General features: G+C 70.1%; 25 protein-coding genes. 16 read left to right on the top strand and 9 right to left on the bottom strand.

Annotation, left to right across the window (positions count from 1 at the left end):
* Positions 1 to 202 precede the first annotated feature (202 nt).
* The 10 genes from ACIRP2_RS07715 (at position 203) to ACIRP2_RS07670 (ending at position 9,026) form a co-directional block, all read left to right on the top strand.
* Positions 203 to 601, top strand: a complete 399-nt coding sequence (locus ACIRP2_RS07715; protein ID WP_404247599.1) for a DUF6507 family protein — start codon at positions 203 to 205, stop codon at positions 599 to 601.
* Positions 602 to 606: 5 nt separating this feature from the next.
* Complete coding sequence (locus tag ACIRP2_RS07710) at positions 607 to 2,907, top strand: hypothetical protein (RefSeq protein ID WP_404247597.1); 2,301 nt, start codon at positions 607 to 609, stop codon at positions 2,905 to 2,907.
* A complete protein-coding gene (locus ACIRP2_RS07705; protein WP_404247595.1) occupies positions 2,904 to 3,287 on the top strand; it encodes a toxin-antitoxin system YwqK family antitoxin in 384 nt (127 codons plus the stop codon). Before ACIRP2_RS07710 ends, ACIRP2_RS07705 begins: the two co-directional genes overlap by 4 nt.
* A gap of 232 nt (positions 3,288 to 3,519) precedes the next feature.
* Entirely contained in the window at positions 3,520 to 4,923 is a 1,404-nt protein-coding gene (locus ACIRP2_RS07700) for a DUF6177 family protein (RefSeq protein ID WP_404247593.1), read from the top strand.
* The gene (locus tag ACIRP2_RS07695; RefSeq protein WP_404247591.1) at positions 4,920 to 5,402 is read left to right on the top strand and encodes a toxin-antitoxin system YwqK family antitoxin; all 483 of its coding nucleotides are present in this window, start codon (positions 4,920 to 4,922) and stop codon (positions 5,400 to 5,402) included. The genes ACIRP2_RS07700 and ACIRP2_RS07695 overlap by 4 nt, the downstream gene beginning before the upstream one ends.
* 172 nt (positions 5,403 to 5,574) lie before the next feature.
* Complete coding sequence (locus tag ACIRP2_RS07690; protein WP_404247589.1) at positions 5,575 to 6,726, top strand: ISAs1 family transposase; 1,152 nt, start codon at positions 5,575 to 5,577, stop codon at positions 6,724 to 6,726.
* A gap of 104 nt (positions 6,727 to 6,830) precedes the next feature.
* Complete coding sequence (locus tag ACIRP2_RS07685; protein WP_402593023.1) at positions 6,831 to 7,055, top strand: hypothetical protein; 225 nt, start codon at positions 6,831 to 6,833, stop codon at positions 7,053 to 7,055.
* Complete coding sequence (locus tag ACIRP2_RS07680) at positions 7,052 to 7,492, top strand: hypothetical protein (protein ID WP_402593025.1); 441 nt, start codon at positions 7,052 to 7,054, stop codon at positions 7,490 to 7,492. The genes ACIRP2_RS07685 and ACIRP2_RS07680 overlap by 4 nt, the downstream gene beginning before the upstream one ends.
* Before the next feature lie 302 nt (positions 7,493 to 7,794).
* Positions 7,795 to 8,097, top strand: a complete 303-nt coding sequence (locus ACIRP2_RS07675; RefSeq protein WP_404249378.1) for a DUF6177 family protein — start codon at positions 7,795 to 7,797, stop codon at positions 8,095 to 8,097.
* 41 nt (positions 8,098 to 8,138) lie between these two features.
* The gene (locus ACIRP2_RS07670) at positions 8,139 to 9,026 is read left to right on the top strand and encodes an alpha/beta fold hydrolase (protein ID WP_404247587.1); all 888 of its coding nucleotides are present in this window, start codon (positions 8,139 to 8,141) and stop codon (positions 9,024 to 9,026) included.
* 27 nt (positions 9,027 to 9,053) lie between these two features.
* On the opposite strand, the gene ACIRP2_RS07665 is transcribed toward ACIRP2_RS07670, so the two are convergent.
* The 4 genes from ACIRP2_RS07665 to ACIRP2_RS07650 form a co-directional block, all read right to left on the bottom strand.
* Positions 9,054 to 9,458, bottom strand: coding sequence for a toxin-antitoxin system YwqK family antitoxin (locus tag ACIRP2_RS07665; protein ID WP_404247585.1), 405 nt, complete (start codon positions 9,456 to 9,458; stop codon positions 9,054 to 9,056).
* A 114-nt stretch (positions 9,459 to 9,572) separates the two neighbouring features.
* Positions 9,573 to 9,818: a DUF397 domain-containing protein gene (locus ACIRP2_RS07660; RefSeq protein WP_404247583.1), complete on the bottom strand. Its 246-nt coding sequence runs from the start codon at positions 9,816 to 9,818 to the stop codon at positions 9,573 to 9,575.
* Positions 9,811 to 10,002 (bottom strand): DUF397 domain-containing protein, encoded by a 192-nt coding sequence (locus tag ACIRP2_RS07655; protein WP_404247581.1) that lies wholly within the window; start codon positions 10,000 to 10,002, stop codon positions 9,811 to 9,813. Before ACIRP2_RS07655 ends, ACIRP2_RS07660 begins: the two co-directional genes overlap by 8 nt.
* 11 nt (positions 10,003 to 10,013) lie before the next feature.
* Entirely contained in the window at positions 10,014 to 10,865 is an 852-nt protein-coding gene (locus ACIRP2_RS07650; RefSeq protein ID WP_404247579.1) for a helix-turn-helix transcriptional regulator, read from the bottom strand.
* A gap of 211 nt (positions 10,866 to 11,076) precedes the next feature.
* Between ACIRP2_RS07650 and ACIRP2_RS07645 the strand changes: the two genes are divergently transcribed.
* A complete protein-coding gene (locus ACIRP2_RS07645; RefSeq protein WP_404247577.1) occupies positions 11,077 to 11,538 on the top strand; it encodes an ATP-binding protein in 462 nt (153 codons plus the stop codon).
* 184 nt (positions 11,539 to 11,722) lie between these two features.
* Here ACIRP2_RS07645 and ACIRP2_RS07640 read toward each other — a convergent pair whose 3' ends face one another.
* Both ACIRP2_RS07640 and ACIRP2_RS07635 read right to left on the bottom strand, forming a co-directional pair.
* Positions 11,723 to 13,681, bottom strand: a complete 1,959-nt coding sequence (locus tag ACIRP2_RS07640; protein ID WP_404247575.1) for a transglycosylase domain-containing protein — start codon at positions 13,679 to 13,681, stop codon at positions 11,723 to 11,725.
* Positions 13,682 to 13,909: 228 nt separating this feature from the next.
* A complete protein-coding gene (locus ACIRP2_RS07635) occupies positions 13,910 to 14,536 on the bottom strand; it encodes an HAD family hydrolase (protein WP_404247573.1) in 627 nt (208 codons plus the stop codon).
* A gap of 119 nt (positions 14,537 to 14,655) precedes the next feature.
* On the opposite strand from ACIRP2_RS07635, the gene ACIRP2_RS07630 reads away from it, so the two are divergent.
* The 4 genes from ACIRP2_RS07630 (at position 14,656) to ACIRP2_RS07615 (ending at position 18,732) form a co-directional block, all read left to right on the top strand.
* The gene (locus ACIRP2_RS07630; protein ID WP_404247571.1) at positions 14,656 to 15,666 is read left to right on the top strand and encodes a FecCD family ABC transporter permease; all 1,011 of its coding nucleotides are present in this window, start codon (positions 14,656 to 14,658) and stop codon (positions 15,664 to 15,666) included.
* The gene (locus ACIRP2_RS07625) at positions 15,663 to 16,742 is read left to right on the top strand and encodes a FecCD family ABC transporter permease (protein ID WP_404247569.1); all 1,080 of its coding nucleotides are present in this window, start codon (positions 15,663 to 15,665) and stop codon (positions 16,740 to 16,742) included. Before ACIRP2_RS07630 ends, ACIRP2_RS07625 begins: the two co-directional genes overlap by 4 nt.
* Complete coding sequence (locus ACIRP2_RS07620; protein ID WP_404247567.1) at positions 16,739 to 17,614, top strand: ABC transporter ATP-binding protein; 876 nt, start codon at positions 16,739 to 16,741, stop codon at positions 17,612 to 17,614. Before ACIRP2_RS07625 ends, ACIRP2_RS07620 begins: the two co-directional genes overlap by 4 nt.
* Before the next feature lie 146 nt (positions 17,615 to 17,760).
* On the top strand, positions 17,761 to 18,732 hold the full coding sequence (locus tag ACIRP2_RS07615; protein ID WP_404247565.1) for an ABC transporter substrate-binding protein: 972 nt from the start codon (positions 17,761 to 17,763) through the stop codon (positions 18,730 to 18,732).
* Between the two features lie 285 nt (positions 18,733 to 19,017).
* Here the strand turns inward: ACIRP2_RS07615 and ACIRP2_RS07610 are convergent, their stop codons facing one another.
* Complete coding sequence (locus ACIRP2_RS07610) at positions 19,018 to 20,133, bottom strand: hypothetical protein (RefSeq protein WP_404247563.1); 1,116 nt, start codon at positions 20,131 to 20,133, stop codon at positions 19,018 to 19,020.
* Between the two features lie 75 nt (positions 20,134 to 20,208).
* On the opposite strand from ACIRP2_RS07610, the gene ACIRP2_RS07605 reads away from it, so the two are divergent.
* Positions 20,209 to 22,668 (top strand): helicase-associated domain-containing protein, encoded by a 2,460-nt coding sequence (locus ACIRP2_RS07605; RefSeq protein WP_404247561.1) that lies wholly within the window; start codon positions 20,209 to 20,211, stop codon positions 22,666 to 22,668.
* Positions 22,669 to 22,804: 136 nt separating this feature from the next.
* Here the strand turns inward: ACIRP2_RS07605 and ACIRP2_RS07600 are convergent, their stop codons facing one another.
* Positions 22,805 to 23,692: a hypothetical protein gene (locus tag ACIRP2_RS07600; protein WP_404247559.1), complete on the bottom strand. Its 888-nt coding sequence runs from the start codon at positions 23,690 to 23,692 to the stop codon at positions 22,805 to 22,807.
* Positions 23,693 to 23,696: 4 nt separating this feature from the next.
* Positions 23,697 to 24,119 (bottom strand): hypothetical protein, encoded by a 423-nt coding sequence (locus ACIRP2_RS07595; protein ID WP_404247557.1) that lies wholly within the window; start codon positions 24,117 to 24,119, stop codon positions 23,697 to 23,699.
* Positions 24,120 to 24,266: the final 147 nt, after the last annotated feature.

Raw genomic sequence — 24,266 nt, 5'->3', positions numbered from 1 at the left:
AAGCCGCTCATCCGGCGATACTTCCCGATCGCCACACACCCCGGCGACAACGCTGCACACCCGCCGCAACACGCGTTTGGCTTGAAATGCGTTGCAAATGCTACGAGCGCGTTGATACAGATGAAGATCTTGCTGTCAGTGGCACGCGTGTTGCCGGGCGCAGTTGACGAGGCGTATCAGCCGGGGGATGCGGGGGGTTGGCGTGACGGGGTGGGACATCAGGCCGAGCGGGGTGGAGTCCGTGCTGTCGTTGGTGGGGCTGGCGGCCGAGGACCTGAGCAAGGACGTCAGGGGTTACGGCGAGAGCGTGGAGGACGCCGCGCTGCACGCCGGGACGATCAGCGGGCCGTACTGCGGTGAGGCTCCCGCGGGACCGGTGGGGGCCGCGGTGGTGAACTTCGTCGCCGACACCCAGCAGCGGATCAGGTTCATGGCCGCCCGTACGAAGAAGTCGATGGACGGCACGGTCAAGGCCACCACCGAGTACATCGAGGGCGACCTCGCCATGGCCGCCCAGGCCCAGCGCGACGCGGCCAAGGCGCCCACCCCCGCGGAGATCAGGGCGGTCGGGCAGAAGCCCGGCCACCGGGGCGGGGAGTAGCCGGCGTGATCGAACCGGGTGGGATACCGCAGTACACGGGTGACTTCGGTCAACTGGAGAAAGCCGCTTCCAGCCTGCGGACGCACGCGATCGGCATCCGGAACGGGGGAAAGGACGTCCACTCCCGCTTCCAGGCGACGGCCGCCTATTACAAGGCTCCCGAGGCCGACAAGCTGTTCTCGTCCACGCAGCCGGTGATGGATACGGCGGAGGAGTTCGCCGGGGACATCGAGTCGCTGGCCGATGCCCTGGACACGTTCATCTTCGAGGCCAAGCCGCACGCGGACCGGCTCAAGCAACTGAAGCTGGACGCGTTCACCTTCGTCGACAGTGTCCGGGGCGATGACGACTGGACCGAGGACCAGGGCAAGGTCGACGCGCACCAGGCGTTGATGGACGGTGTGACGGCGGCTCGCGAGGGCTTCCAGGAGGCCGAGCGCAACGCCGCCAACAAGATCGACGCGATCAGTCCGGCCGCGTGCCGCCCGAAGTGGGTGGTGGACGACGGCACGCACGGCCTCGGCATGTACGGCCAGACCGCCGACGCGCTCAAGGACGTGAAGGACCTGCCGTGGGGCAGCCCCGAGGGCCGCACCTACGAGCGCTGGAGTCTGGAGTGGTGGGGGCACGGGGCCAAGAGCTGGGCGTGGGACGGCATTGTCAAGGACAGCATCTGGGGCGGCATCGACGGCCTGGGCACCTTGGCCGGCTTCCACGGGAAGCAGGAGCGCGACCAGGCCTGGGACGGGCTGAGGCGCACCGTCGTCGGCGGCTACGCCTACGGCATGGACCTGTTCGGACAGGACGAGCACCTGACCGGCTGGCAGCGCGACAGCAAGGTGTACGCCAAGGAGTTCGGCAAGCAGTTCATCGCCTATGACATGGCATCGGAGGACCCCGCTCGCGCCCATGCCGTTCTTTCGTTCAACCTGCTCACGCTCGCCTCCGGCCCACTGGCCGCCGCTTCGAAGCTCGGCAAGGGCGGCACGTTCGCGAGAGCGGCCGGGACCGTGGCGAAGATCGGCGACGCGCTCGACCCGCTCGGCGGCGCCTTCAAGGCCGCCAAAGCACTCTCGGACCTGCCCAAGGTCTCCCAGGTCCTGGCCAACGTCAGCGACCACCTCCAGATACCGAAGACGAAGTTCCCCGACGGCGCCCTCGACCTCAGCGACCGCTACCGCGTCGACAAGGACGGCAACTTCATCCCGCTCGACCGGGACGGCACACCCAATCTGGACCCGGCCAAGCGCGAACCCTCCGCCGCCGAACGAGGTGTCGGCCAACCGCACGGCGATCGCGAACCGGTCGGCGTGGGCGGACGGGCGCCCGGAGCGACCGCCCACACGGGCGACGGCCTGCCGCCGCGCGGCGGCCACGACGCAGGCGGCGGTAGCAGTACGGGAAACACGACGCACGGGCCGACAGACAAGCTGGGCCCGGCTCGAAGTGACGACGGCGGCCATACCGGAGGAGGGCACGGAGAGACCCCGAACGGTCCGGGCCACACGGACGGCTCCGGCGGCGGCCCCACAGTGCCGCATCAGGTGGAACACGCAGAAGGGCCCACTACGGCGGGACATGACACACCAACTGTTGAAGCACACACAGGCGGAGGTACAGACCACAGCGCCCCTGAATCAGCCTCCCACCCCCACGAGGCGCTCTCCCCCGAGACGGTAGTGGGGGACAACGGTGCGAGACCAGCCGCAGGGCACGGCGAGAAGCTCATGGAGCAGCTGGACGTCAGCAGCCCCCGTGTGGCCACCGAGAACGGCGTCATCACTCATGTGGACGGCCTTCCGGTTGCTGACTACCTTGATCAGCTGGCCCGCGACCGTGGCGCCGTGTATCTACAGGCAAAAGAAGCCGGGACGTTTGCACGAGCCCAGACAGGCGCGTGCGTGGGCTCCGTGATCGATTTGCGCACGGGTACGATCATCGAGGGCATCAACGGTCCGCGTGATCTGACCATTGAGACCAACCGCCTCCACCCGACGCTGGCAGACCGGTTCAAGTCCATCGGTGATCCTCCTCCTCACAAGGACGAGCCGCTCGGACATGCTGAGGTAAAGGCGGCCAACGAGCTGCTGTGGATGCGCACGCGACAGGGACTGCCGGACGACGCCTCCGCACTGGCCGAGATGCGTGCGTCAGTCGAGTTTCCGTTCCTGAAGAATCCGGAGACGGGGGCGCGCGGCCGCAGTGCTCCCTTCTGCGCCAACTGCAACCATATGTTGGAGGGTATGCCCAGCAGTCACGGCCGGTTTACGGGCTTCCCACCGAGTGACGAGAACTGGATTCCATGATGACCGAGGCAGTGCGAATCGACATCGACGATCCCGATGTGGACATGGATATGGGACAACGCCTGCTGTACCAGGGTGAGCTCTTCACTGGGGAGGCAGTGGAGTACTTCGGCCAGCAGGTCGTCGCATTGGACGAGTACGTGGATGGCCTCCCCAACGGACGCTCTCGAGCATGGTATCCGGATGGAACGCTGCGGTCAGAAGGCCGGAACCAGGATGGACGCCCTATGGGCGAGTTCAAGAGGTGGCATCCGAATGGCGTCCTTCAGCAAAGAAGGGTCTTCGACGGTAGCGTCGCGTCACTTGCCGAGGAAGACAAATGGGACGACAAGGGCAACCTTCTCAGCTCTTGGCGGCGCGAAGCCGGAACTCTACCGTGACCGTTATCGTGACCCGCCATTTCACGCCTGGTGCCGCGGAAGAGGAATCGGGCTGAGTACCTCAGGGGAAATCTGGCCGAGGACATCGACAAGCTGGAGGAGTACCTGCACTCTCTCTCGCAATCTTCCCATCGATGTCACGAGAATGCTCGCCAGCGCAGAACTCACGCTGCGTTTGGCATCTCAAGCCAGCGAAGAGGGATGACGCATTCCGCCACTTCAGGAGCAGCACATGACCCAGGACGTCATAGCCCTCACCCCGCAGATGCCGGATACCAAGACGCTGCTGGCCGGGCTGCACGCCGGTGGCCCCGATCTGCTCGTGAACCGGGCGGGAGGTGGGTCCGTCGTTCAGTTGTGCACCGCTGCCGGGCAGGCATTGGTGTCGGTCGAAGCGCCCCGGTACCTCCAAGTCCCGGGTGAGGTGGACCGGTTGCTCGGGTCGAGCGTGCACGAGGAGTCGCCCGTATGGTGGACCGAGGCGCGGGCCACCACTGCTGTGGAGGAGGCGGGGCGGCTGGCCGGGTCCGTCGCCGGGCGCCTGACGGCTGTACTCGGGGGCACCGTCTGGCCACGCGAGGCCGGTCATACCGACCTCGTGGGCGGCCTCGCCGACGCCACCACAACGGCAGCACCCATGGGTGTCGACATACTCACCGACACGGCCGCCGTCGTCATCCAGGGCCGCCCCGTCGTCGCTGCCACGACCTGGCTGACCGACGTGGTGCGCAACACGGTCCGGACCGGGCGTGAGCTACAGATCCTCACCCCGCCCGGCACCCGGCTCACACTCCCCGCCCGCACACTGCTGGACGGACTGCCCTCCCGCTGGGTCGTCCGCGACCCCGGGTGCGGCTACTACGACGGGCTCTCCGGAGCCGTACTGCACTGGCACGACGGCCGATTCGGCCCGGTCGTCGGCGACGGCCCCCGGATCGCGGACGCCTTCCGGCCCCGTCCGGGCCCCGAGGGAGAACGGCAACTGCTGCTCTCCGTCCGCACGATCCACCCGGCCGACGAGCGACTTGTCCTGGGCGGCGCCCTGGAGCAGGCATGGCGCACGCTCACCGGCGCCCCGCCCGCCGGATGGGCCACCGCTGAACCCGTCAACGTCCCGTGGTCGCCAAGGCAGTTGACCGACCTGGCCCGCACCCGCGCCCAACAGTCCCTGCCCACCTGGATCGTCGCCGTCGGCGCCCCCGGCCACCCGGTCATCGCCACCATGCGCACAGTCCGCACCCGCGCCGGCGTCGAGGAGCACATCACGCTGGCCATCGGCCATGGCGCGGACCAGAGCATCCCGGTGGACGCCCTGCCCGAGCTGGCCGAGTCCCTGGCAACCGGGCACAACCTCGCCACGATGGTCACCCAACTACGCACCGCACGAGCGGATCTGACCACCCCGGCCCACCATGAGCCGCCCCCGGTACCCCTCTCCTTCACGCTAGGCCCCGACGCCGTCGCCGACCTCGGGCTCGACCACGCCCGCAAGGCCCTCACCGATGCCGCACCCGCCCAACTCGGCCCAGCCACCCGACCCGCCCTGCACTACGCACTCGGCGACGGCACCGACCCCGCCGCCTGGCAGCACCTGCGGCATATCCACGACCACGTGAACGGTGCCCGGCAGAAGTGAAAGTCACCAAGGAACCGCTGAGGGCTCGTACCCGTCCGGGATTGCCGGACGACGTAGATGCCTTCAAGGAGATACGGGGGCTATCCGCCGAGCGGCAAGAATTGGATTCCATGATGAATCAGGCGCATCGCATCGACATCGATGACCCTGATGTCGATATGGACATGAGTCATCGCATGCTCTATCGAAGCGAGTTGTTCACGGGAGAGGCCGCAGAATATCAGGACGGGCAAATGGTCTGCCTTGATACCTACGTCGATGGAATCAGGAACGGATCGTCCCAGATGTGGCATCCGGATGGCTCTTTGAGGTTGCAGGGAACTGTCATCAATGGCGTCGCATCAGAGGAGTTTCTAGAATGGCACCCCAACGGCGTCCTGAAGTCCAGAAAGTTTTTCGATAAGGAAATCTATTCGCTCCGAGAAGAGACCACTTGGGACGAGAAAGGTAACGTTGTCCGCGACTGGCATCGTGAATAGGCGCCGGTTCGGGCACCTCTCCCACTCCCCCAGGGCTGATTCATTCTCCGGGTGATCACGAGTCGTTGCAGGTCATGGAGGTGTGACAGTCCGCCGGGAGACCGCCACGAACACAACGAAGCTCCGGTTGACGGGGTGACCTCGCAAGTCGCCCTGAACACCCGGAGCTTCGATGTGCCGCCAGTCTGCCACCGTCTGTTTGATCAAGTCGCCCACCGACGTGCAGCGCGCCGTCGGCGGCATCGCCGAGCGGCTGGCCTCCCTGCCCGACCCGCGTGCCCGCCGCGGACGCCGCCACCCCCTGACGACGGTGTTGCTGACCTGCTGCTGCGCGGTGCTGGCCGGAGCGCGCTCCATCCGGGCGATCGGCCAGTGGGCCCGCAACGCCCCGCAGGAGACCCTCGCCCGCCTCGGCGCCACCGCCCGCGGTCCTCTCGGGGTGCGCAGGGCGCCCTCGACCACCACCGTGCAGCGCCTGTTGACGACCGTGTGCCCCGGCGGCCTGGCCGACCTGCTCGGATGCGATCCCGCGGGGGCCGACCACCTGGCCGTGGACGGCAAGACCGCCAAGGGCTCGCGCATCGGCACCGCCTCGGCCGCCCACCTGATCTCCGCCCTCACCGGGGCCGGACACGTCGTCAGCCAGGCTCGGGTACCCGACAAGACCACTGAGGTCACTGCCCTGCCGCACCTGCTCGCCCCCTTCGACCTGGCCGGCGTCACCGTCACTGCCGACGCGCTGCACACCAACGCCGGCGAGGCCCGCTTCCTCGTGGAGGACAAACGCGCCCACTACGTCCTGGTCGTCAAGCGGAACCAGAAGACGCTGTTCAACGCGCTGCGCGCGCTGCCGTGGACCACCGTGCGCGCCGAGCACGTCAGCCGGGACCGGGCCCACGGCCGCAGCGAGACGCGAACCGTGCGGGCGCTGACCGTCACCGACCTCGACCCGGGCTTCCCGTACCTGGTGCAGGCCGCACGCATCCACCGCTGGCGGCGGGTGGAGGCGAACGGCAAGGTCTCCCGCGAGACCGTCTACGTCATCACGGACCTCACATCGCGGCAGGCGTCACCGGCGAGGATCGGACAACTCGCGTGCGACCACTGGACGATTGAGAACCGTGAGCACTATGTGCGCGATGTGACATTCGGGGAGGACACGTCGCGAGTGCGGACCGGGTGCGGCCCGGAGAACATGGCCACCTTCCGGAACCTGGCCATCGGCACGCTCCGCGAGGCCGGCTACCGCTACATCCCCGACGGGCTCCGCGACGTCTCCTACCGTCCCTTCACCCACCCGCTGGAACTGCTGGGCATCAGCTGACCTGCAACGCCGCACAAGCACCCCGGCTTTGAATCAGCCCTGAGCACCTCCTCGGTTCGCCGGATGCCAGGTGGAAACAGGATGTTCTCAATGCGATTGGCCAGGTGAAGGCAGGCGAAGCACGACTTTCCTTCCTGCTCGACGGTCTCCCAGGCGCGAGTCAGGGGCCCGCGAAGGCTCTGAAGATCGCACTGGAGAAGCCCGAAAAGCAGCGCATGTGGACCCAGTGGGAATTGATCCAGGTCAATGAAGCCGGTCTCATGGGACAGGTAGACTTCTATCGGTTCAGTCGACGTACCGAAACATGGGCAAGGGCCAAGTTCAAGTGACGTACCAATTGGTGGAGGGGAATCTCCCGCTGACTTTGCAGGGCACGTTCAAGCCGTGGGCTATTGGAGTAGGCCACAGCAAGATCCTGCTTCGCGGATTTTCGGGGGGCGAGGAGGGGGATGCCCCTCGGGTCTTCGACGTCTTGTTCCAGGACGTCTCCCGAATCTCGCTGGCTGATCGGTACGCAGGCCTCAGCCTGTCGGACGCGGGCCCGGAAGCCTTGCGCGCCGAAGAGCGGAGGGCCGGGCGTAGCTGGGAAGAGAGCGCACTCTTCCGAGTCTCCGAAGACCATCCGTACGATTACGTCGTTGCGGGGCATGTCTTCTGGGCTGAAGTTTTCGTTCCCGCCACGGATCCGAGCCCGCTGATGCAGGAATTCCCCATTCCTGGCTTGATCAAGGATGACCAGGTCTTCCGACTGAGAGCGGATCGGTAGCCCCCATCACGTTGAAGCCCTGTCAGGCCCTGCCTGGCAGGGCTTCGACGCGTCCCGGGGCCGCACGTTCGGGGAGGACACGTCGCAGGTGCGGACCGGGCGCGGCCCGGAGAACATGGCCACCTTCCGGAACCTGGCCATCGGCACGCTCCGCGAGGCCGGCTACCGCTACATCCCCGACGGGCTCCGCGACGTCTCCCACCGTCCCTGCTGGGCATCGGCTGACCTGCAACGCCGCACAAGCACCCCGACTTTGAATCAGCCCTGCCCACTCCCCAAGAAAAGTGTGACCGGCGGAGCACCTGCTTCCATCCTGCGGCACGGAGGGCGGGAGCGTCCGTGGTTCACCGAGTCGCCCTCAGGAGCAGCGCACCCGCGCCGGGGTCGAAGAGAACATCACTCTGGCCATGGGCCATGGCGCGTGCCAGAGCATTCAGGTGGACGCCCTGCCCGAGCTGGACAAGTCCCTGGCGACCGGGCACAACCTCACCCGCCTGGCAGCGCCTCCAGCGGATCAACGACCATCTGAACGGCGCCCGACAGAAGGAATGAGCAGGGTCTCGACGACCTGCGTGGAGGACGTGACGGTCGAGCGCGGCCGATAGTCAGGGTGTGCTCCGACAGCGGATGCTGGGAAACTCCAAACATGCCGATTGTTGAAGTCTCGCCCGGGGTGTCCATCGCGTACGAAACCTTCGGTGACTCCTCCGACACACCTGTCCTGCTCGTGACGGGTTTCAGCGCCCAGATGATCGCCTGGCACGAGGACTTCTGCCGCGCACTCGCCCGTCGTGGCCGCTACGTGATCCGGTACGACAACCGCGACTGCGGGCTGTCCACCAAGTTCGACGGTCATCCCGTCGATACGGGCCGGCTCATCGCCGCAGTGAGCTCGGGAGACATTTCGTCCGCTCTCGCGATGGTTCCCTACACGCTTCAGGACATGGCCGACGACGGCCTCGACCTGCTCACGGCGCTCGGCATCGAACGAGCTCACGTGGTCGGATCCTCGATGGGCGGAATGCTCGCCCAGACGATGGCCATCACCCGGCCGACGCGGGTGCTGACCCTGACGTCGATGATGTCCTCGACCGGCGAACCCGAATACGGCCGGTCCACTCCCGAAGCCCAGGCAGTGATCTCCAGTCCGAAGCCGGCGGACCGCGAGGGGTACATCGCAGCGGCGGAGAGAGACCTGGTGTGGGCCTCCAAGCGCTATGGCGACCCCGCGGCCCTTCGTGAGCTGGCTGCCGACAGTTACGACCGCGCGTACTGCCCAGCCGGAGTCGGACGTCAACTCGGAGCGATGATCCTCAACGGTTCACGCGCACAGGCGCTCCGGGAGCTTCGGGTCCCGACCCTGGTGATCCATGGCCTGGACGACACGCTGGTCGACCCCAGCGGTGGGGAACGCACCGCAGATCTCGTGCCCGGAGCGAAGCTCTTGTTGATCCCCGATATGGGTCACGACCGCCCCCGCGAGCTCTGGCCCGAGATCAACGACGCCATCGAGGCACACACCGACCGCGAATGAACGATTTCAGCGGCACCCCCGTCAAGGTCACGCCGCTCCGCCGTAGAGCGCCCGGAAGTGCAGCAGCGCCTGATGGTCCGAGTCGGATTCCGTGAGCACGTAGTCGTCCTCGATGACACCGTTCTCATCCCACTGCTTCGCCCACAACGCAATGCCGTACTCGTACTCGCCGTCCTCCGCGAGCTGCCCGTTCCTGTGCCACTCCCGGGCCCGTCCGTGCAGCGCCCCCCGCGCGAAGGTCGAGTCCACCATGGGCTGCCCCGACGGGTACCACTCCTTCGTCGGCCCCCACTTCACACCCTCTCGATAGGTCGCCTCGGATCTGAGGGCACCGTCCTTCTCCGTGAACGCGACCCCGGTGAAGGGCGCGTCATCCAGGTAGTGGAGGCCGTCGTCTTCGTAATCGACCCGGTCTGCCGGGACTCGGTCCATGAAAACTTCCTAGCTGTCTTGCCGTCTGGTTCGACGGGCGCATCCCATCGACCACCGGTCCGCAAGTTCGCGCTGCCGCCGGTGACTTGCGATGTCCGGTCGGACCCGATTCTGTCAGGACGAGGTGTCCGGGCCCTCGCCGTCGAGTTCGGCGAAGTGGTCGAACTCGCCGGCCACGACGCCCTTGGTGAAGGCGTCCCATTTCGTCGTGGTCGTCGTCACGACGTTCTCGGGGTCACTGGTCTCCCGGAGGTAGACGAGTTCGTCCGGGCCGAAGGCGATCTCGATCCAGGGGCCGGGGCCTTCCTCGCCCTCGGGGGCGGCGCGGATCCAGGTGAGGTCGGCGGGGATGTCAGCCATCGGCGTGGCTCTCCTTGAGGGTGCGCACGAGGGCGGCCCACGCGGCAGGGGTGGTGTGGAGTATCGCCCCGGCGGGGTCGCTGCTCTCGGTGAGTTCGACCGTGCTGTGGCTCGCGGCGACGTGCAGGCACGAGTCCCCCTGGGCGCAGTAGGACGACTTCTGCCAGTGGTCGTACGTGGGCATGAGTGCTCCCCTCACAGGTGCTGACCGATGTGGTGGATGAGATCCCGGGTGTCTTCCGGCGACAGCGCTGCGTCCTCGATCCTGCTGAACAAGGTCCGGTAGTTGTGGAGTTGGATCTCTGCGTCGAGGTACGCGAGGCCGTGGGACTGGTCGAGGTGGACGGTGTCCAGCTCTGGGACTGGACCGTACGCGTAGTAGATGGACTGGCCCGAGCCAGGGATAGCGCCTGCCTTGAACGGGATGACCTGGATGGTGATGTGGTCCTGCTCGCTCATGTCGAGGAGATGCTGCAACTGCGACCGCGCCGTCCCGGAGCCGCCGACCTCGGTATGCAGAGCCGCCTCGTGGATGAGCGCCTGGTACGGGGTCGGCTCCGCCCCGCGCAGCACTCCCTGCCGCTTCATTCGGAACGAAACACGGTGCTCGACGTCCGAGGGCGGAATCTCCGGGACGTGCTGCCGGAAGATCTCCCGCGCATGGTCGGCGTTCTGGAGCAGCCCGGGAATGTGTGCCGTAATGGCGCCGCGCAGCCGGTGGGCGTGGTGTTCCAGTTCCGCAAGGTCCAGGAGGGACATCGGCAGGAGCTCTTGGTACTCGGACCACCAGCCTCGCTTCCGGTCCTTGACCATGTCGACCAGGGCTTCGACGAAGGCATGGTCGGAGCACTCGTAGTTCTGCGCCATGGCGCGAAGCCGCTCGCCGCTCACTCCGAACCTGGCGGCCTCGATGTTGCTCAGCTGCCCCTGGCCGATGCCATGCAGCCGGGCGGCCTCGGTCGCCGTGAGGCCGGAGCGTTCACGCAGTTTGCGCAGTTCGGTGGCGACTCGGATGCGCCGACCGGTGGGGGCCGATCTGCCTGCCACGTAACTCCTCCTTGGCGGGGTTGAGTTCGACTCATCACTCACACGAGGGGATCTGCATGCAGTTTCACGAATGCAGTGCAAATAGAACTTGCAGAGAATCTAATCTCTGACTCAGGCCACTCGCCCGGAAGTACCCCGCTCGACGGAGCGGCCTCGTCACCGGGCACATCGAAGCGCACCCTCCAACTCTCCTCCGTGATCGGAGACTTCCATGGCCAGTGCCACGGTATCCCCGCCCTGGGCGTACACCCTCCAACTCCCGCAGGATCCCCGCGCCCCCGGCGTGGCCCGCTCCACCCTCCGCACCGTCCTGCGTGTGCACGGCATGCGCGAACTGACCGAGATCGCGGAGCTGTTGGCGAGCGAGCTGGTCACCAACGCGTACCTGTACTCCTCGGGGGCCTACTCCCTTCGCCTGCGCGACGCCGGACGCAGCCGTGTCCGGCTGAGCGTGTGGGACACCAACCCGCACATCCCCGCCCCCTTCCGATGGAACGCCGAAGCACCGGACGAACTCGCCGAACGCGGACGCGGCCTCTACCTCGTCACCCTCTACGCGGAGAGCTGGGGCGCCCACTCCATGGGAACCGGACTACCGGGACAGGGCGGCAAACTCCTCTGGGTGGAATGCGCGGCCAAGACGGAGGAGGCTCCGCCGTACAGCACTCAGTGACCTGGAACCGAAACGGGGGACGGGCCCGGCCTGCGCGCGGGGCGCCTCGTAGGGGAGGCCCCGCGCTTGCGTCTGCGGGCAGCCGATGGCGGGAGCACCGGGAGGTGATCGACGTGATCGGTCCCGGCGCCTCATTGGTCGCACCACGCGATCAACCGGCTGCGGATCGCGTACGCGGGTGGGTCTACGTCCCCGTGACGTAGGCGTTCCAGATCCGGAGCGGGAAGACATTGCCGCGCCCCGAATCGGGTCCGCCCACGCCCTGCATTCCCAGCAGTTGGGGGGTGCCCGGCTTGCTGCGGAACATCGTGACGGCCGTGGTCAGCCCCTTGCTGTGGCCGATGAACCAGGCCGACTTCATCCGGTCGTCCTCGCCGGTCGCGCCCGCCGCGAGGTCGTCGGCAGCCTTGGGCCCGGCAAACGCGGCGAACTTCCCGTCCCGGCGCAGCCGCGTCCAGGCCACCATCCCCAGTGTGTTGTTCACATCGTCGGCCACCGAGGCGTCCATCGCGCGCCGCGGCTCGGGCTTCCCGAAGCCCTCGACCACCTCGCCGTCCCGGGTCATCCTGGTCACCGAGTAGGGATCGGCCCTCATACCGTCGTTGCTGAAGGCGGTGTACGCGTCCGCCATCCTGACCGCGCTCGGGGTGGACGTGCCGAGGGGAAAGGACTTGTCCAGGCGGGCCAGGCTCGCCTCGTGCAGCCCGGCCGATACCGCCAGTTCCTTCACCTTCTTCAGCCCGATGCCCTTGCCGAGCAGCACGAAGGTCGCGTTGGACGACTTGACCAGCGCATCGCGCAGAGACGTCGGCGCCGTGACCATCACCTGGCCGGGACCGGCACCCGGCGGGGCGGGGAGCGCCGCGTACGGGCCGTCCTTGATCAGACGCCCCTCACTGTCGTAGCCGCTGTCCAGGGTGATCCCGTCGCCGTGCTGAAGAGCCGCTGCCAGCACGAAGGGCTTGAAGGCCGAGCCGACGGGGACGCCCGCGGTGTCGGCGTTGTTGGCGAAGTGGGTGACGGCGTCGGTTCCGCCGTACACCGCGGCCACGGCCCCGTCGGACCGCACGGATGCGGCGCCGACCTCCACGTACTTGTCCTCGGGGCGCTTCTTGGGGTCGAGGTCGCGCTTGCGCACGCTCCGCACGGCCCGTTCCAGCTGCCCCACCCTGGCCTTGTCGAAGGTGGTGTGCACCCGGTAGCCGCCCCGGAAGAGGTCCTTGTCGGTGAGGCCCGAGCGCTTCTTGATGTACTTGTTGGCGATGTCGACGAGATAGCCGGTCTGGCCGCCGAGGCTGGTCGGCTTGGCGGCCTGCCTCGGCTCGGGGAACTTCCGGTACGCGGCCCGCTCGGCCTTCGTCATCGTGCCGGTCTCCACCTGCCGGTCGAGGATCCACTCCCAGCGGCCGACGGCGCGTTCGTGGTTGCCTTTGCCTCCTGCGGGGTCGTACTGCTCCGCCCCCTTGAGCAGGGACGCGAGCAGCGCCGCCTGGCTGGGGTCGAGATCCTTCGCGGGGATTCCGTAGTACGCGTGCGCCGCTGCCTGGATGCCGTAGGCGCCACGGCCGAACCAGCTGGTGTTCAGATATCCCTGGAGGATCTCCTCCTTGCTCTGCTTGTTGCTCAGCTTCAGCGAGATGAAGAACTCCTTGAGCTTCCGGGTGGCCGACTGCTCCTGGCTGAGATAGGTGTTCTTCACGTACTGCTGGGTGATGGTGGAGCCGCCCTGGGTCTCACCGCCTTCGACCATGCTGACGGCCGCGCGGGCGATCCCCTTCGCCGATACCCCCGAGTCGGAGTAGAAGGTCTCGTTCTCGGCGGCGATGACCGCGTTCTCCACCGAATCGGGTATGTCGGCGAGCGTGACGTTCTGCCGATCGACCGCGCCCACGCTCACCATCTGGCTGCCGTCCGCCCAGTAGTAGACGGTGCCCTGCCTGCGCGCCTCGGCGTTCTCGTCCGGGATGTCGACGGATGCGTAGACCACGGCGAACAGCCCGGCCAGCGCTCCGGATCCGAGCAGGATCCCGCTCAGCACCTGCCGCCAGGAAGGGACCCAGCGGCGCCAGTTGCTTCTCCCCCGGCGGGGGTAGTCGACACGGAGGCCGCGAAGGCGGATCGGGCGGATGGGGCGTCGGGGCATGCTCCGGCTCCTCGTTCACCGTCCCGCACCAGTGTGGTGCGAGCTTGTGAGAGGAGATGTTCCGGATCGCGATCAGGTTGTCCCGGGGCCCCGTCCGACACGGGTGGCGAACCGAGGACGAAGCACAACGGCCTTCGCCAGCCGGTGGATTGGGGTCGCCGGCCCGCCGCGGGAGCGTCCGGAGGCATGGTCGCCCGGCGCTCGGTGAATCCACCCCCGCCGAAGGTCCTACGCCGCGTCCCCGTCCAGGTACCCGTCCAGCCAGGACGGGAACTCCGTCAGCGACGACAGGACGACGTCCGCGCCCGCCGCCCGGAGCTCCTCCGCGTCGCACGGGCCCGTGGCGACCGCGACCGACAGCGCCCCTGCCGTGCGGGCGCCGCGTACGTCGCCGGTGTGGTCGCCCACGTACACGTGCGCGCCGTGCTCGCGCAGCGCCTGGCCCTTCGCCTCCGCCCACAGGCCGCCGACGACGGCGTCGGGCTCGATCCCGAGGTGGGCGAGGTGGAGCTCCGCGCTCGGCCGGTGCTTGGCCGTGACGACTATCGCCCGGCCGCCCCGCTCACGGATCGCCGCGACGGACTCCCGGGCACCCGGCAGCGCGGGGCTCGGGGTGATGGCGTATGTGGGATAGATCTCCCGGTAGCGGTCGGCGGTGGCGGCCACCGCGTCGGCCGGGAACCAGTTGCGCAGCTCGTCGTCGACGGGCGGCCCGAGCCTGCTCACCACCAGGTCCGCGTCGATCGGCGTCCCCGTCTCGGCGGAAAGCGCCAGGTAGGCGGCCTTGATGCCGGGCCGGGTGTCGATGAGCGTCATGTCGAGGTCGAAGCCGACCGTCAGCGGGTGCGAAGGCATGAAGCCCATTGTCGCGCGCGGCGGGCGCCGGGCGTGTGCGGTACGGGCCCTCGGCCGCCGAACCGGCGGTGCTTAGACTTAGCCAAGCCTAACTTTGCTTCGCCTTTCGATTGGGTCCCATGTCAGCCGCCGCACCACGCCGCCCCAGACGCGCACTCGCGACGGCGGCGGCCGTTGCGGCGCTGCTGGTGGCGGTCCTTCTCAGTCTCGCCGTGGGGGCCCGTTCCATACCCCCGTCCGAGGTGATCGACGCCCTACTGCACGGCGGGCACTCCGACTCCGCCGAAGTCGTCCGGAACATGCGGGTACCGCGCACCCTGATCGGGCTGATGGTCGGCGCGGCACTGGCCCTCGCGGGCACGGTGCTCCAGGGCATCACCCGCAACCCCATCGCCGACCCGGGCATCCTCGGCATCAGCCAGGGCGCCTCGGTGGGCGTGGTGCTGGCCATCGCGTACGCCGGAATCCACACCCTGACGGGATACGCGTGGTTCGCGTTCGCGGGGGCCGCGATCGCCTCCGTCGCCGTGTACGCCGTCGCCTCCAGCGGGCGCGGGGGCGCCACCCCCGTGAAGCTCGCCCTCGGCGGCGCCGCGATCAACGCGCTGCTGGTGTCGGTGACGACGGCGGTGCTGACGACCAAGGCGTCCGCGCTGGACGAATTCCGCTTCTGGCAGGTCGGCTCCATCGCCGGGCGCGAAGCCGATGTGGCCCAGCAGATCTGGCCGTTCATGCTGGTCGGGGCCGTGCTCGTGCTGTCCGTCGCCCGGGGGCTGGACGCGCTGGCGCTCGGCGAGGACGTGGCGAAGGGCCTCGGGCAGAAGGTCGCCACGGTACGGATCGTCGGCGGCGTCGGGGCCACCGTGCTGACCGGTGTGGGTGTCGCGGCGGCCGGTCCGATCGCGTTCATCGGGCTCGCCGTCCCGCACATCGCCCGCGCGATCGTCGGCAGCGACCACCGCTGGGTGCTGCCGATGGCGGCGCTGATCGGCCCCGTCATGCTGCTCGTCTCCGACGTCATCGGCCGTGTCCTCTTCCCGCCGAGCGAGGTGCCGGCGGGCGTGATGACGGCACTGATCGGTGTTCCGTTCCTGGTCGTGCTGGTGCGCCGGAAGGCGGTGCCCGCATGAGCGGCACCACGGTCCGGGTGCGGCCCGCCGGATACCAGGTCGTACGGATCGGGGCGCGTGGCCGGTTCCTGGTGCACCGGCGCGCGGCCGTCGTCGCCGTGGCCCTCCTCGTCGCGCTGGCCGTCCTCTGTGTCGCGTACCTCTGCGTCGGCGAGAGCTTCGTCGCGCCCGGCGAGGTCGTGAAGGTGATCCTCGGGCAGCCGTCCCCCGACGAACTGGTCGTCGGCACGCTGCGGCTGCCGCGGATGGTCGTGGGGCTGCTGGTCGGCGCGGCGTTCGGGATCGCCGGTGCGCTGATCCAGACCGTCGCCCGCAATCCGCTGGCCAGCCCCGACATCATCGGCATCAGCCAGGGGGCGAGCGCGCTCACGGTCGGCGCGATGACCTTCGGCGTCACCTCGTACACCGTGCTGCCGTATCTGTCCGTCATCGGCGGGGTGACCGCGGCGGCGCTGGTGTACGTCTTCGCCTGGCGCGGCGGGCTGCACGCCACCCGCTTCGTCCTCATCGGTATCGGCTTCGCCATCGCGCTGCGGTCGCTCACCACGCTGTTCATGACGAAGGGCGACTATCTGGTCGCCCAGCAGGCGCAGGTCTGGATGACCGGCTCGCTCAACGGCCGCGGCTGGTCCGAGGCCGCACCGATCGGCTGGACGCTGCTGATCCTCCTGCCGGCCGTCCTGTGGGCGGCGCGGGCCCAGCGCACCGTCTCGATGGACGACGACACCGCGACGGCGCTCGGGGTGCGTCTGGGGCGCGTACGGCTGGGGCTCGTCGCCCTCGGCGTGATCCTGGCGTCCGTGGCGACCGGGACGGCCGGACCGGTCGACTTCGTGGCGCTGCTCGCCCCGCAGATCGCCCGCCGGATGACCCGTACCGCGCAGATCCCGCTGTTCTGCTCGGCGCTGCTCGGCGCGGTGATCGTGGTCTTCGCGGATCTGCTGGCGCGCAGGCTCTTCTCGCCCATCGAGCTTCCGGTGGGCGTTCTGACGGCGGCGGTCGGCGCCCCGTATCTGATCTGGCTGATCGTCCGAGGCCACGGCGGCGGTCGCGGCCGTAGTGGAGGCACCGCATGAGTTCGACCCGTACGTCCGACGCGTCCACCAGCACACCCGCGGCGACCGCGACCACGACCAGCCGGCTCACCGCACGGGAACTGACCCTCGCGTACGAGGACCGCACCGTCGTGCGCGAACTGGACCTCGACGTGCCCGACGGCCGGGTCACCGTGATCGTCGGGCCGAACGCCTGCGGCAAGTCGACCACCCTGCGCGCGCTCGGCCGGCTCCTCAAGCCGCGTGGCGGGGCGGTGCTCCTGGACGGCACCGAGCTGTCGAGGATCCCCACCAGGAAGATCGCCCAGTCGATCGGGCTGCTGCCGCAGACCCCGGTCGCCCCCGAGGCGATCACCGTCTCCGATCTCGTCGCCCGTGGCCGGCAGCCGCACCAGCACTGGTGGCAGCAGTGGTCGGAGGAGGACGAGCGGGCGGTGACGGAGGCGATGGAGCGTACGGACGTCACCGCGCTCGGCGAACGGTCGGTGGACGAGCTGTCCGGCGGGCAGCGTCAGCGGGTCTGGATCGCGATGGCGCTCGCCCAGGAGACCGATCTGCTGCTGCTCGACGAGCCGACCACGTACCTCGACATCGCGCATCAGGTGGAGGTCCTCGACCTGGTGCGCCGGCTGACCGCCCCGGCGGCGGACGGCACGCGCGGCCGGACCGTCGTCACCGTGCTCCACGACCTCAACCAGGCCGCCCGGTACGCGGACCACCTGGTCGCCATGAAGGCGGGGCGGATCGTCGCCGAGGGCCACCCGGACGACATCGTGACCGCCGACCTCGTGCGCGAGGTCTTCGGCCTGGACGCGGTGATCGTCCCGTGCCCGGTGACGGGTTCGCCGCTCGTGGTGCCGGGTGCGCCGTGGCAGGCCACACCGACGGCGTGAACGCGCGGCCCGCTCCCGGCGGGTGAGTGCCCGCCAGGACGGCTGCCCGAGGCCGCGGGCCGTCCGCCGTCGCCGGACGCCCGGGGCCGGCTCACCGCCGGCACACCCGTGACCGAGCACCCAGCCCGACCGACGAAAGGCAGTCCATGACCACCTTCACCCGCCGCCGCGGCCTCACCGTCGGCGCGCTCGCCCTGTCCGGCGCGCTCGCGCTCTGTGCCTGTGGCTCCTCGGACTCCGGCAAGGACTCCGGTGCCGGCACCACCGGGACCCGCACCGTCAAAACGGTCATGGGCGACGTCGAGGTCCCCGCGGCCCCCCGACGCGTCGTGGTCCTCGACACCGGTGAGCTGGACTCCGCACTCAGCCTCGGCGTACGGCCCGTCGGGGCGACGCACTCGGCGACGGAGGACGGCTTCCCCTCCTACCTGCCCGAGAGCCGCACGAAGGGCATCGAGGAGGTCGGCGACATCGCCAACCCCAACATGGAGACGGTCGCCTCGCTGAAGCCGGACCTCATCCTCACCAGCAAGGTCCGTGACGGTGACCGTTACGAGCAGCTCAGCGCCATCGCCCCCACCGTGATGACGGAGTCCACCGGATCCGCCTGGAAGGAGAACTTCCGGCTGCACGCGGACGCGCTCGGCAAGCAGGCCGAGGCGAAGAAGGTCATCGCCTCGTACGACGCCCATGTCGCGAAGGTGACCGAGGCGATCGGCGGCAAGGAGAAGGCGGCCGCCACGGACGTCAACTTCGTCCGCTTCGTCGAGGGCGCCGACATCCGCATCTACGGCAAGCAGAACTACATCGGCTCGATCCTCGCCGACGTCGGCGTGGGCCGCCCCGCGATCACCGACAAGGCCAAGGACGGCTTCTCGTACGACGTGTCCCCCGAGAGAATCGACCTCGCGGACGCGGACGTCGTCTTCACGTCGACGTACGGCGACCCGGACAAGGCGGGTGCGACGAAGACGATGAGCGGCGGCCTGTGGAAGGGGCTGACGGCGTCCAGGAACGGAAAGGTCTTCGAGGTCGACGACCGCCTGTGGATCGCGGGCATCGGCTACACGGCCGCGGACAGGATCCTCGACGAGCTGCAGGCCGATCTGACGAAGTGAGGAAGGCGGCGCGCGGGGCGCGTCCGGCGAGCGTCCGGGCCCGGACGGGATCGCGCGAGGGTTCCGTCCGCCGACGCCGCAGGACGGGCGCCTCGTGCGCCGCGCAGCCGTTCGCCGGGGTGGACGGCGGCTCCCGCGCGGTGTCGGGTGCCGCCGCCGAGGCGCCTTCGGCGGGTAACGGCTGACGGCACGTTCCGGTCGGGCGGGAGCGCCCGACTCCGGACGAGAACGCAGCGAGGTGCCGTGGCCGTCGTCGCGCGCCCGCCAGGGATTGCGGGACAGCCCTCAACCGGCCCGCCTCCGCGCCCGCCACACCAGGAACACCGCCGACGCCACCGCGGCCGTCCGTACCACCACCGGCCAGGCCCCGCTCAGCACCTGTGCCATCCCGTCCTCCGGGATGGGTTCGCCCCAGCGGCCCGTCGTCCGGCCCCACAGCCAGACCAGGGCGCCCACCACGACCACGCCCGGCAGCCCCATCGCGGCCCACTTCGCCTCCGCGCGGGACAGCTTGCGCGAGCTGTACGCCAGCAGCCAGCCGCCGGCCAGGGCCGGCCAGGAGCCCATCACGGCGCCCGCGACCAGCAGCACGGCGGCGAGCAGCAGCAAGGGGTGGGAGAAGCCGCGCCCCGTCGCCCCGCCCTCGCGCGCGGCGCGGCGGCCGAGCCCCGGGAACCGTCGGCGGCGCGGGGCCTCGCCGGGACCGTCGTCCTCGGTGGGGCCGTCACCGCCGTCCGGCTCGTCGTACTCCGGTTCACCGTCACCCGCGCGCGGACGCGGCACGGTGCCCCCGCCCGGGGGCGGCGGCTTCATCATGTCCGGGATCTCGACACCGCCGACGAACCCCGGCACATCGACCCCGTCACCGAACGGCGTCGGCTCGACGCGCCACCAGTCGGGCTCGTTGCCGGACCGGCCCAGCTCGTCCGAACCGGCCATGTGCGGCGGCGAAGGCACCCGACCGGCCGGTTCCGGGGCCGCGGACGGTGCGGCCCCGTCGCCGCGCCCCGGCTCCGCCTCCGTGGACTCCCCGTCCGAGGTCTCCGCCCGCACCGGCGACGCGCCCCGGCCGGAACCGTCTTTCCGGAGCATTCCCCGGCGCGGCCGGGGGACGCCGCCGCCCTCCCCCGCGACGGGTCCCGGCGCCTGCCGCAGCTCCACCGTGCCGTCCGCCGACGCGGCCGCCGCGGCGACCAGTTCGTCCGGCGTGCCGAGCCTCCCGATGATGCGGCGGACCGCCGCCGGAGTGTCCCCGGACTGCTTTTCACGCTGCCGGTCGATCTCGCCCCGCAGCGTCGCGACGAGCCTCATCCGGGCCCCCGAGGACAGCTGTTGTTGCTGCGCCAGGTCCCCGACCCGGCTCAGATAGTCGTAGACGAGCTGGTCGCTCTCGATGCCCACGCGATGGTTCCCCTCTGCGGCCCTGCACCGACGGTAGCGCCCTCGGGCCTGTCCGGAACGACTACCGTGGGACGGATGGGGACGACCACACCACCGCGGACGCTCGCCGAGGCCCTCCGCGCCCGGGACGACGAATCGCTGGCGGGGCTGCTGCGCGCCCGCCCCGACCTCCTCACCCCCGTGCCCGGCGACATCACCCAGCTCGCGACGAGGGCCGGCACGCGTGCCTCCGTCGTACGCGCGCTGGAGCACCTCGACCGGTTCGCCCTGCAGACCGCCGAGGCGCTCGCCGTGGCTCCCGACCCCGCCCCGTACGAGACGCTGCTCGGTCTCCTCACCGGCGACGGCCGGGACGACGGCGAGCACCGGGGCGGCGCGGGCACGGCGATCGCGGACGCGCTGCCCGCCGCCCTGGACACGCTGCGCGAACAGGCCCTCGTCTGGGGCGAGAACGACCGGCTGCGACTGGTGCGCACCGCGCGCGAACTCCTCGCGCCGTCCCCGCAGCACCCCTCCCCCACCGGCCTGGGTCCCTCCGTCGCGGAGGCGACCGCCGGGATGTCGCCGGGCCGCCTCCAGGAGATCCTGGCGGCGGCCGGTCTGCCCGCCACCCACGATCCGGTCTCCGCGGTGACGTCCCTGTCGGGGCTCTTCACCGACCGGGCCAGGATGGGCGAACTGCTGGACTCCGCCCCCGCCGAGGCCCTGTCCGTGCTGGACCGGCTGGTGTGGGGGCCGCCGTACGGGGAGGTGACGCCGAACCCCACCCCGCCGGTGAAATGGCTGCGCGACCACGGGCTGCTGCTGCCCGTGTCGACCCGCACCGTGGTGCTGCCGCGCGAGGCCGCCCTGCATCTGCGGGCCGGGCGCGCCCACCGGGTGCCGGAACCGCGTCCGCCGGCCGTGGAGGCGGTCGCCCACCGCGATCCCCAGGCTGTGGACAGCGCCGCGGCCGGCCAGGCGTTCCTGGCGGTGAGCACCGTCGAGGAGCTGCTGAAGGGCTGGAACGGCGGCGGGCCCGCGATACTGCGGGCCGGCGGCCTCAGTGTCCGCGACCTGAAGCGGACCGCCACCGCCCTGGACGTCTCCGAGCCGGTCGCCGCGTTCTGGACCGAACTCGCCTACGCGGCAGGGCTGCTGGCCTCCGACGGCGAGGCCGACGAACGGTACGCGCCGACGCCCGCCTACGACGACTGGGCCGAACTCCCCGCCCAGGACCGCTGGGCGCGCCTCGCCACCGCCTGGCTCGCCGCGACCCGCACGCCCGGACTGGTCGGCGGCCAGGACGCCAAGGGCCGGGCCCTGTCCGCCCTCGGCCCCGACCTCGACCGCTCCGCCGCGCCCGAGGTCCGCCACCGGGTCCTGGCCCTCCTCGCCTCGCTGGAGCCGGGCACCGCCCCCGACCCGGAGACCGTGCTCGCCCGGCTCCGCTGGGAACGCCCGCTGCGCGGCGCGTCCGCCTCCGCCGGGGACACCACCGACCTGCGGTCCCGGATCGCCCTGTGGACGTTCAACGAGTCCGAACTCCTCGGCATCACCGGCCGCGGCGCACTCGCCGCCCACACCCGCGCCCTGCTCGACTCCGGCCCCGCCGAGGCCGCCGCGCTGCTCGCGCCCCTCATCCCGGAGCCCCTGGACCACGTCCTGCTCCAGGCCGACCTGACGGCCGTCGCCCCCGGCCCGCTGGAGCGCCCGCTGGCGGACATGCTCTCCGCCCTCGCGGACATCGAGTCGAAGGGCGGCGCGACGGTCTACCGCTTCACTCCCGGCTCGGTGCGCCGGGCCCTGGACGCCGGACAGTCCGCGGCCGATCTGCACGCCTTCCTCGCCACCCACAGCCGCACACCGGTGCCGCAGCCTCTCAGCTACCTCATCGACGACGTCGCCCGCCGCCACGGCCATCTGCGGATCGGCGCCGCCTCCTCGTACGTGCGCTGCGACGACGAGGCCGTGCTGAACGAGATCCTCGCCGACAGGCGCTCGGCCGCACTGCGCCTGCGCCGCCTGGCACCGACGGCCCTGGCCGCCCGGGTCGACCCGGCGTCCCTGCTCGAAGGGCTGCGCGAGATGGGCTACGCGCCGGCCGCCGAGTCCGCCGAGGGCGATGTCCTGATCACCCGCGCGGGCGCCCGCCGCACGCCGCCCCGCACACCCCCCGTCCCCGTGCCCGAGGGCCCGCCGGTCCCGGACGCGACCCTGCTCGGCGCGGCGGTCCGGGCGATCCGCGCCGGGGAAACGGCCGCCACGGTGGTCCGCAAGGACCCGGCCGACGCGCCCACCACCACGCCCGGCGCCCTGCCCCGTACGAGCTCCGCCGAGACCCTCGCCACCGTCCAGGCCGCCGCGCTGACCGGCTCGGCGCTCTGGATCGGCTACGTCAACGCGGACGGCGCGGCCAGCCAGCGCGTCATCGCCCCGGTCCGGGTCGAGGGCGGCTTCGTCACGGCGTACGACCACACGGCGGACGAGGTCCGCACGTACCCGCTGCACCGGATCACGGGCGTGGCGGAACTGGCCGACGACCAGACGGTGTGACGGGTCCGGGGCGGAGTCCTCCGTCCTCGAACGGCGGACGGGCTCGCGAGGCGCGGCGGCCCGGGGTGCGCGATGCCCGGTGGGCCGGGCGCGCACCCACCCGTCCGGCCTTTGAGGGCGCAACCCCCGCCGCGACTCAGTGCGTCATCTGCACGGCGCAGAGCTTGCGCGCGCCGTTGAAGATCTGCCAGGAGAGCGTCCGCCGGTCCTGCCGCTGGGGGCAACCGCCCCCGCTCAGCACCGCCGTGATCGTCATGATCGCGTTCTGGCCGCGCGGCACCTGCGTCCGGTCACAGCCCCAGACGCTGAACAGCCGCCCTTCACCGTGGACGGACCCGTCGGCCTGTTTGCTCAGTGTCGCGGGGAAGCACTGCCCCACGACGAACACGCGGTCCAGACACAGCGCGACGGAGGATCCGTTGTCGTTGACGTGGCCCCAGCCCCGTTGGCCCCCGCCCTGGGGGCAGTTCGAGGCGGACGTGGTCACCATGGTCACCTTCGAGAAGGCGAAGTTCGCACCGCAGTCGACCGCGAACGGCCGGTCCTGGTTCAGCTTGCCCCAGCCGGCGTCGTACACGTTGAGGCAGGTACCGACGCCGACGGACGCGAACGCCACGTCGACCGGGTCCGGCGGATCGGGGGTGGGAGAGGGACTGGGACTGGGACTTGGGCTCGGGCTGGGTGAGGTCCCCTGCGCCTCCGGTCCCTCGTCGTCCTCACCGACGGACGGCGGCTCCCGGTGCGGCGCGGGCTGCGCTGCGGACCCGTCGGAGGGTTCCGCACCGATGGAGGGCTTCCGTTCGCCCACCGCCGCCGTCTCCTCCCACGGCTGCCACATGCCGAGGAGAGCGACGAGGCCCACGAGGGCGGCCAGCGCCGCCGACGAGGCACTGACGAAGTAGGTGGTGGTGATGTCGCGGCCGGCCACCTTGATCCGGGACCGGCCGTCCCCTCGCACATCGATGTGGGTCCCACCGTTGCCGTCGCGGTCGGAACCGTCCGAGGTCCCTCCGGAGTAGCTCAAACGATCACCCCTTGGTGATGTTGATGTCCCGCCCGGACATGGTGATGCGGGAGCGCCCCGACGCGGTCGCCGTCATGGTGACGCTGTTGGCCCGAGGTTCCTCCGCACGGGCAGTGGGACGCAAGTCGTCGATCAGCCGCTGGAGTTCGGGCACCATCTCCGGGTTGGCAGCCAGCAGCCGACGCAACCGTGTCTGCCATTCGCCGACGAGTTCCTGCTCGGCCTGCTCGGCCCCGTTCCGCCGCGCCCGGAGCACCTCGTCGCGCACCTCGCCCAGCTCGGCCACCACCGTGTCCGCCCGCTCGGGGTGCACCCGGCGCCACAGCTCGCCCATTGCCTGCTGCACCGCCTCCCAACCGGTCGTCGCCATTCCGGCGACCACCGTGGACGCGGCCAGACCCGCCAGTTCCGCCAACTCCGATGCCACTGTCTCACCCCTGTATTCGCCCGGATTCCTGGGGCAACGTGTATATCGCCCGGCTGGGACGGCGACCCACGATTTGAGGAGTTCCAGAGCATACGTATCCGGAGGGTCCGGGTCTGATCGATTACGGGCAGTGAGAGTGCCTGGTCA

The sequence above is a fragment of the Streptomyces sp. NPDC101194 genome, from assembly GCF_044767885.1.
Taxonomy (GTDB): domain Bacteria; phylum Actinomycetota; class Actinomycetes; order Streptomycetales; family Streptomycetaceae; genus Streptomyces.
Note: the sequence above shows the minus strand (reverse complement) of the source record. Positions and strands in the feature narration are given on the sequence as shown.

Bases quoted from the DNA above. Each gene is read 5' to 3' on its own strand.
- ACIRP2_RS07670 (WP_404247587.1), top strand. From the start codon at position 8,139: ATGCCGATTGTTGAAGTCTCGCCCGGGGTGTCCATCGCGTACGAAACC.
- ACIRP2_RS07645 (WP_404247577.1), top strand. From the start codon at position 11,077: ATGGCCAGTGCCACGGTATCCCCGCCCTGGGCGTACACCCTCCAACTC.
- ACIRP2_RS07700 (WP_404247593.1), top strand. From the start codon at position 3,520: ATGACCCAGGACGTCATAGCCCTCACCCCGCAGATGCCGGATACCAAG.
- ACIRP2_RS07690 (WP_404247589.1), top strand. From the start codon at position 5,575: ATGTGCCGCCAGTCTGCCACCGTCTGTTTGATCAAGTCGCCCACCGAC.
- ACIRP2_RS07660 (WP_404247583.1), bottom strand. From the start codon at position 9,818: ATGGCTGACATCCCCGCCGACCTCACCTGGATCCGCGCCGCCCCCGAG.
- ACIRP2_RS07620 (WP_404247567.1), top strand. From the start codon at position 16,739: ATGAGTTCGACCCGTACGTCCGACGCGTCCACCAGCACACCCGCGGCG.
- ACIRP2_RS07640 (WP_404247575.1), bottom strand. From the start codon at position 13,681: ATGCCCCGACGCCCCATCCGCCCGATCCGCCTTCGCGGCCTCCGTGTC.
- ACIRP2_RS07625 (WP_404247569.1), top strand. From the start codon at position 15,663: ATGAGCGGCACCACGGTCCGGGTGCGGCCCGCCGGATACCAGGTCGTA.
- ACIRP2_RS07630 (WP_404247571.1), top strand. From the start codon at position 14,656: ATGTCAGCCGCCGCACCACGCCGCCCCAGACGCGCACTCGCGACGGCG.
- ACIRP2_RS07615 (WP_404247565.1), top strand. From the start codon at position 17,761: ATGACCACCTTCACCCGCCGCCGCGGCCTCACCGTCGGCGCGCTCGCC.
- ACIRP2_RS07605 (WP_404247561.1), top strand. From the start codon at position 20,209: ATGGGGACGACCACACCACCGCGGACGCTCGCCGAGGCCCTCCGCGCC.
- ACIRP2_RS07635 (WP_404247573.1), bottom strand. From the start codon at position 14,536: ATGCCTTCGCACCCGCTGACGGTCGGCTTCGACCTCGACATGACGCTC.
- ACIRP2_RS07655 (WP_404247581.1), bottom strand. From the start codon at position 10,002: ATGCCCACGTACGACCACTGGCAGAAGTCGTCCTACTGCGCCCAGGGG.
- ACIRP2_RS07665 (WP_404247585.1), bottom strand. From the start codon at position 9,458: ATGGACCGAGTCCCGGCAGACCGGGTCGATTACGAAGACGACGGCCTC.
- ACIRP2_RS07705 (WP_404247595.1), top strand. From the start codon at position 2,904: ATGATGACCGAGGCAGTGCGAATCGACATCGACGATCCCGATGTGGAC.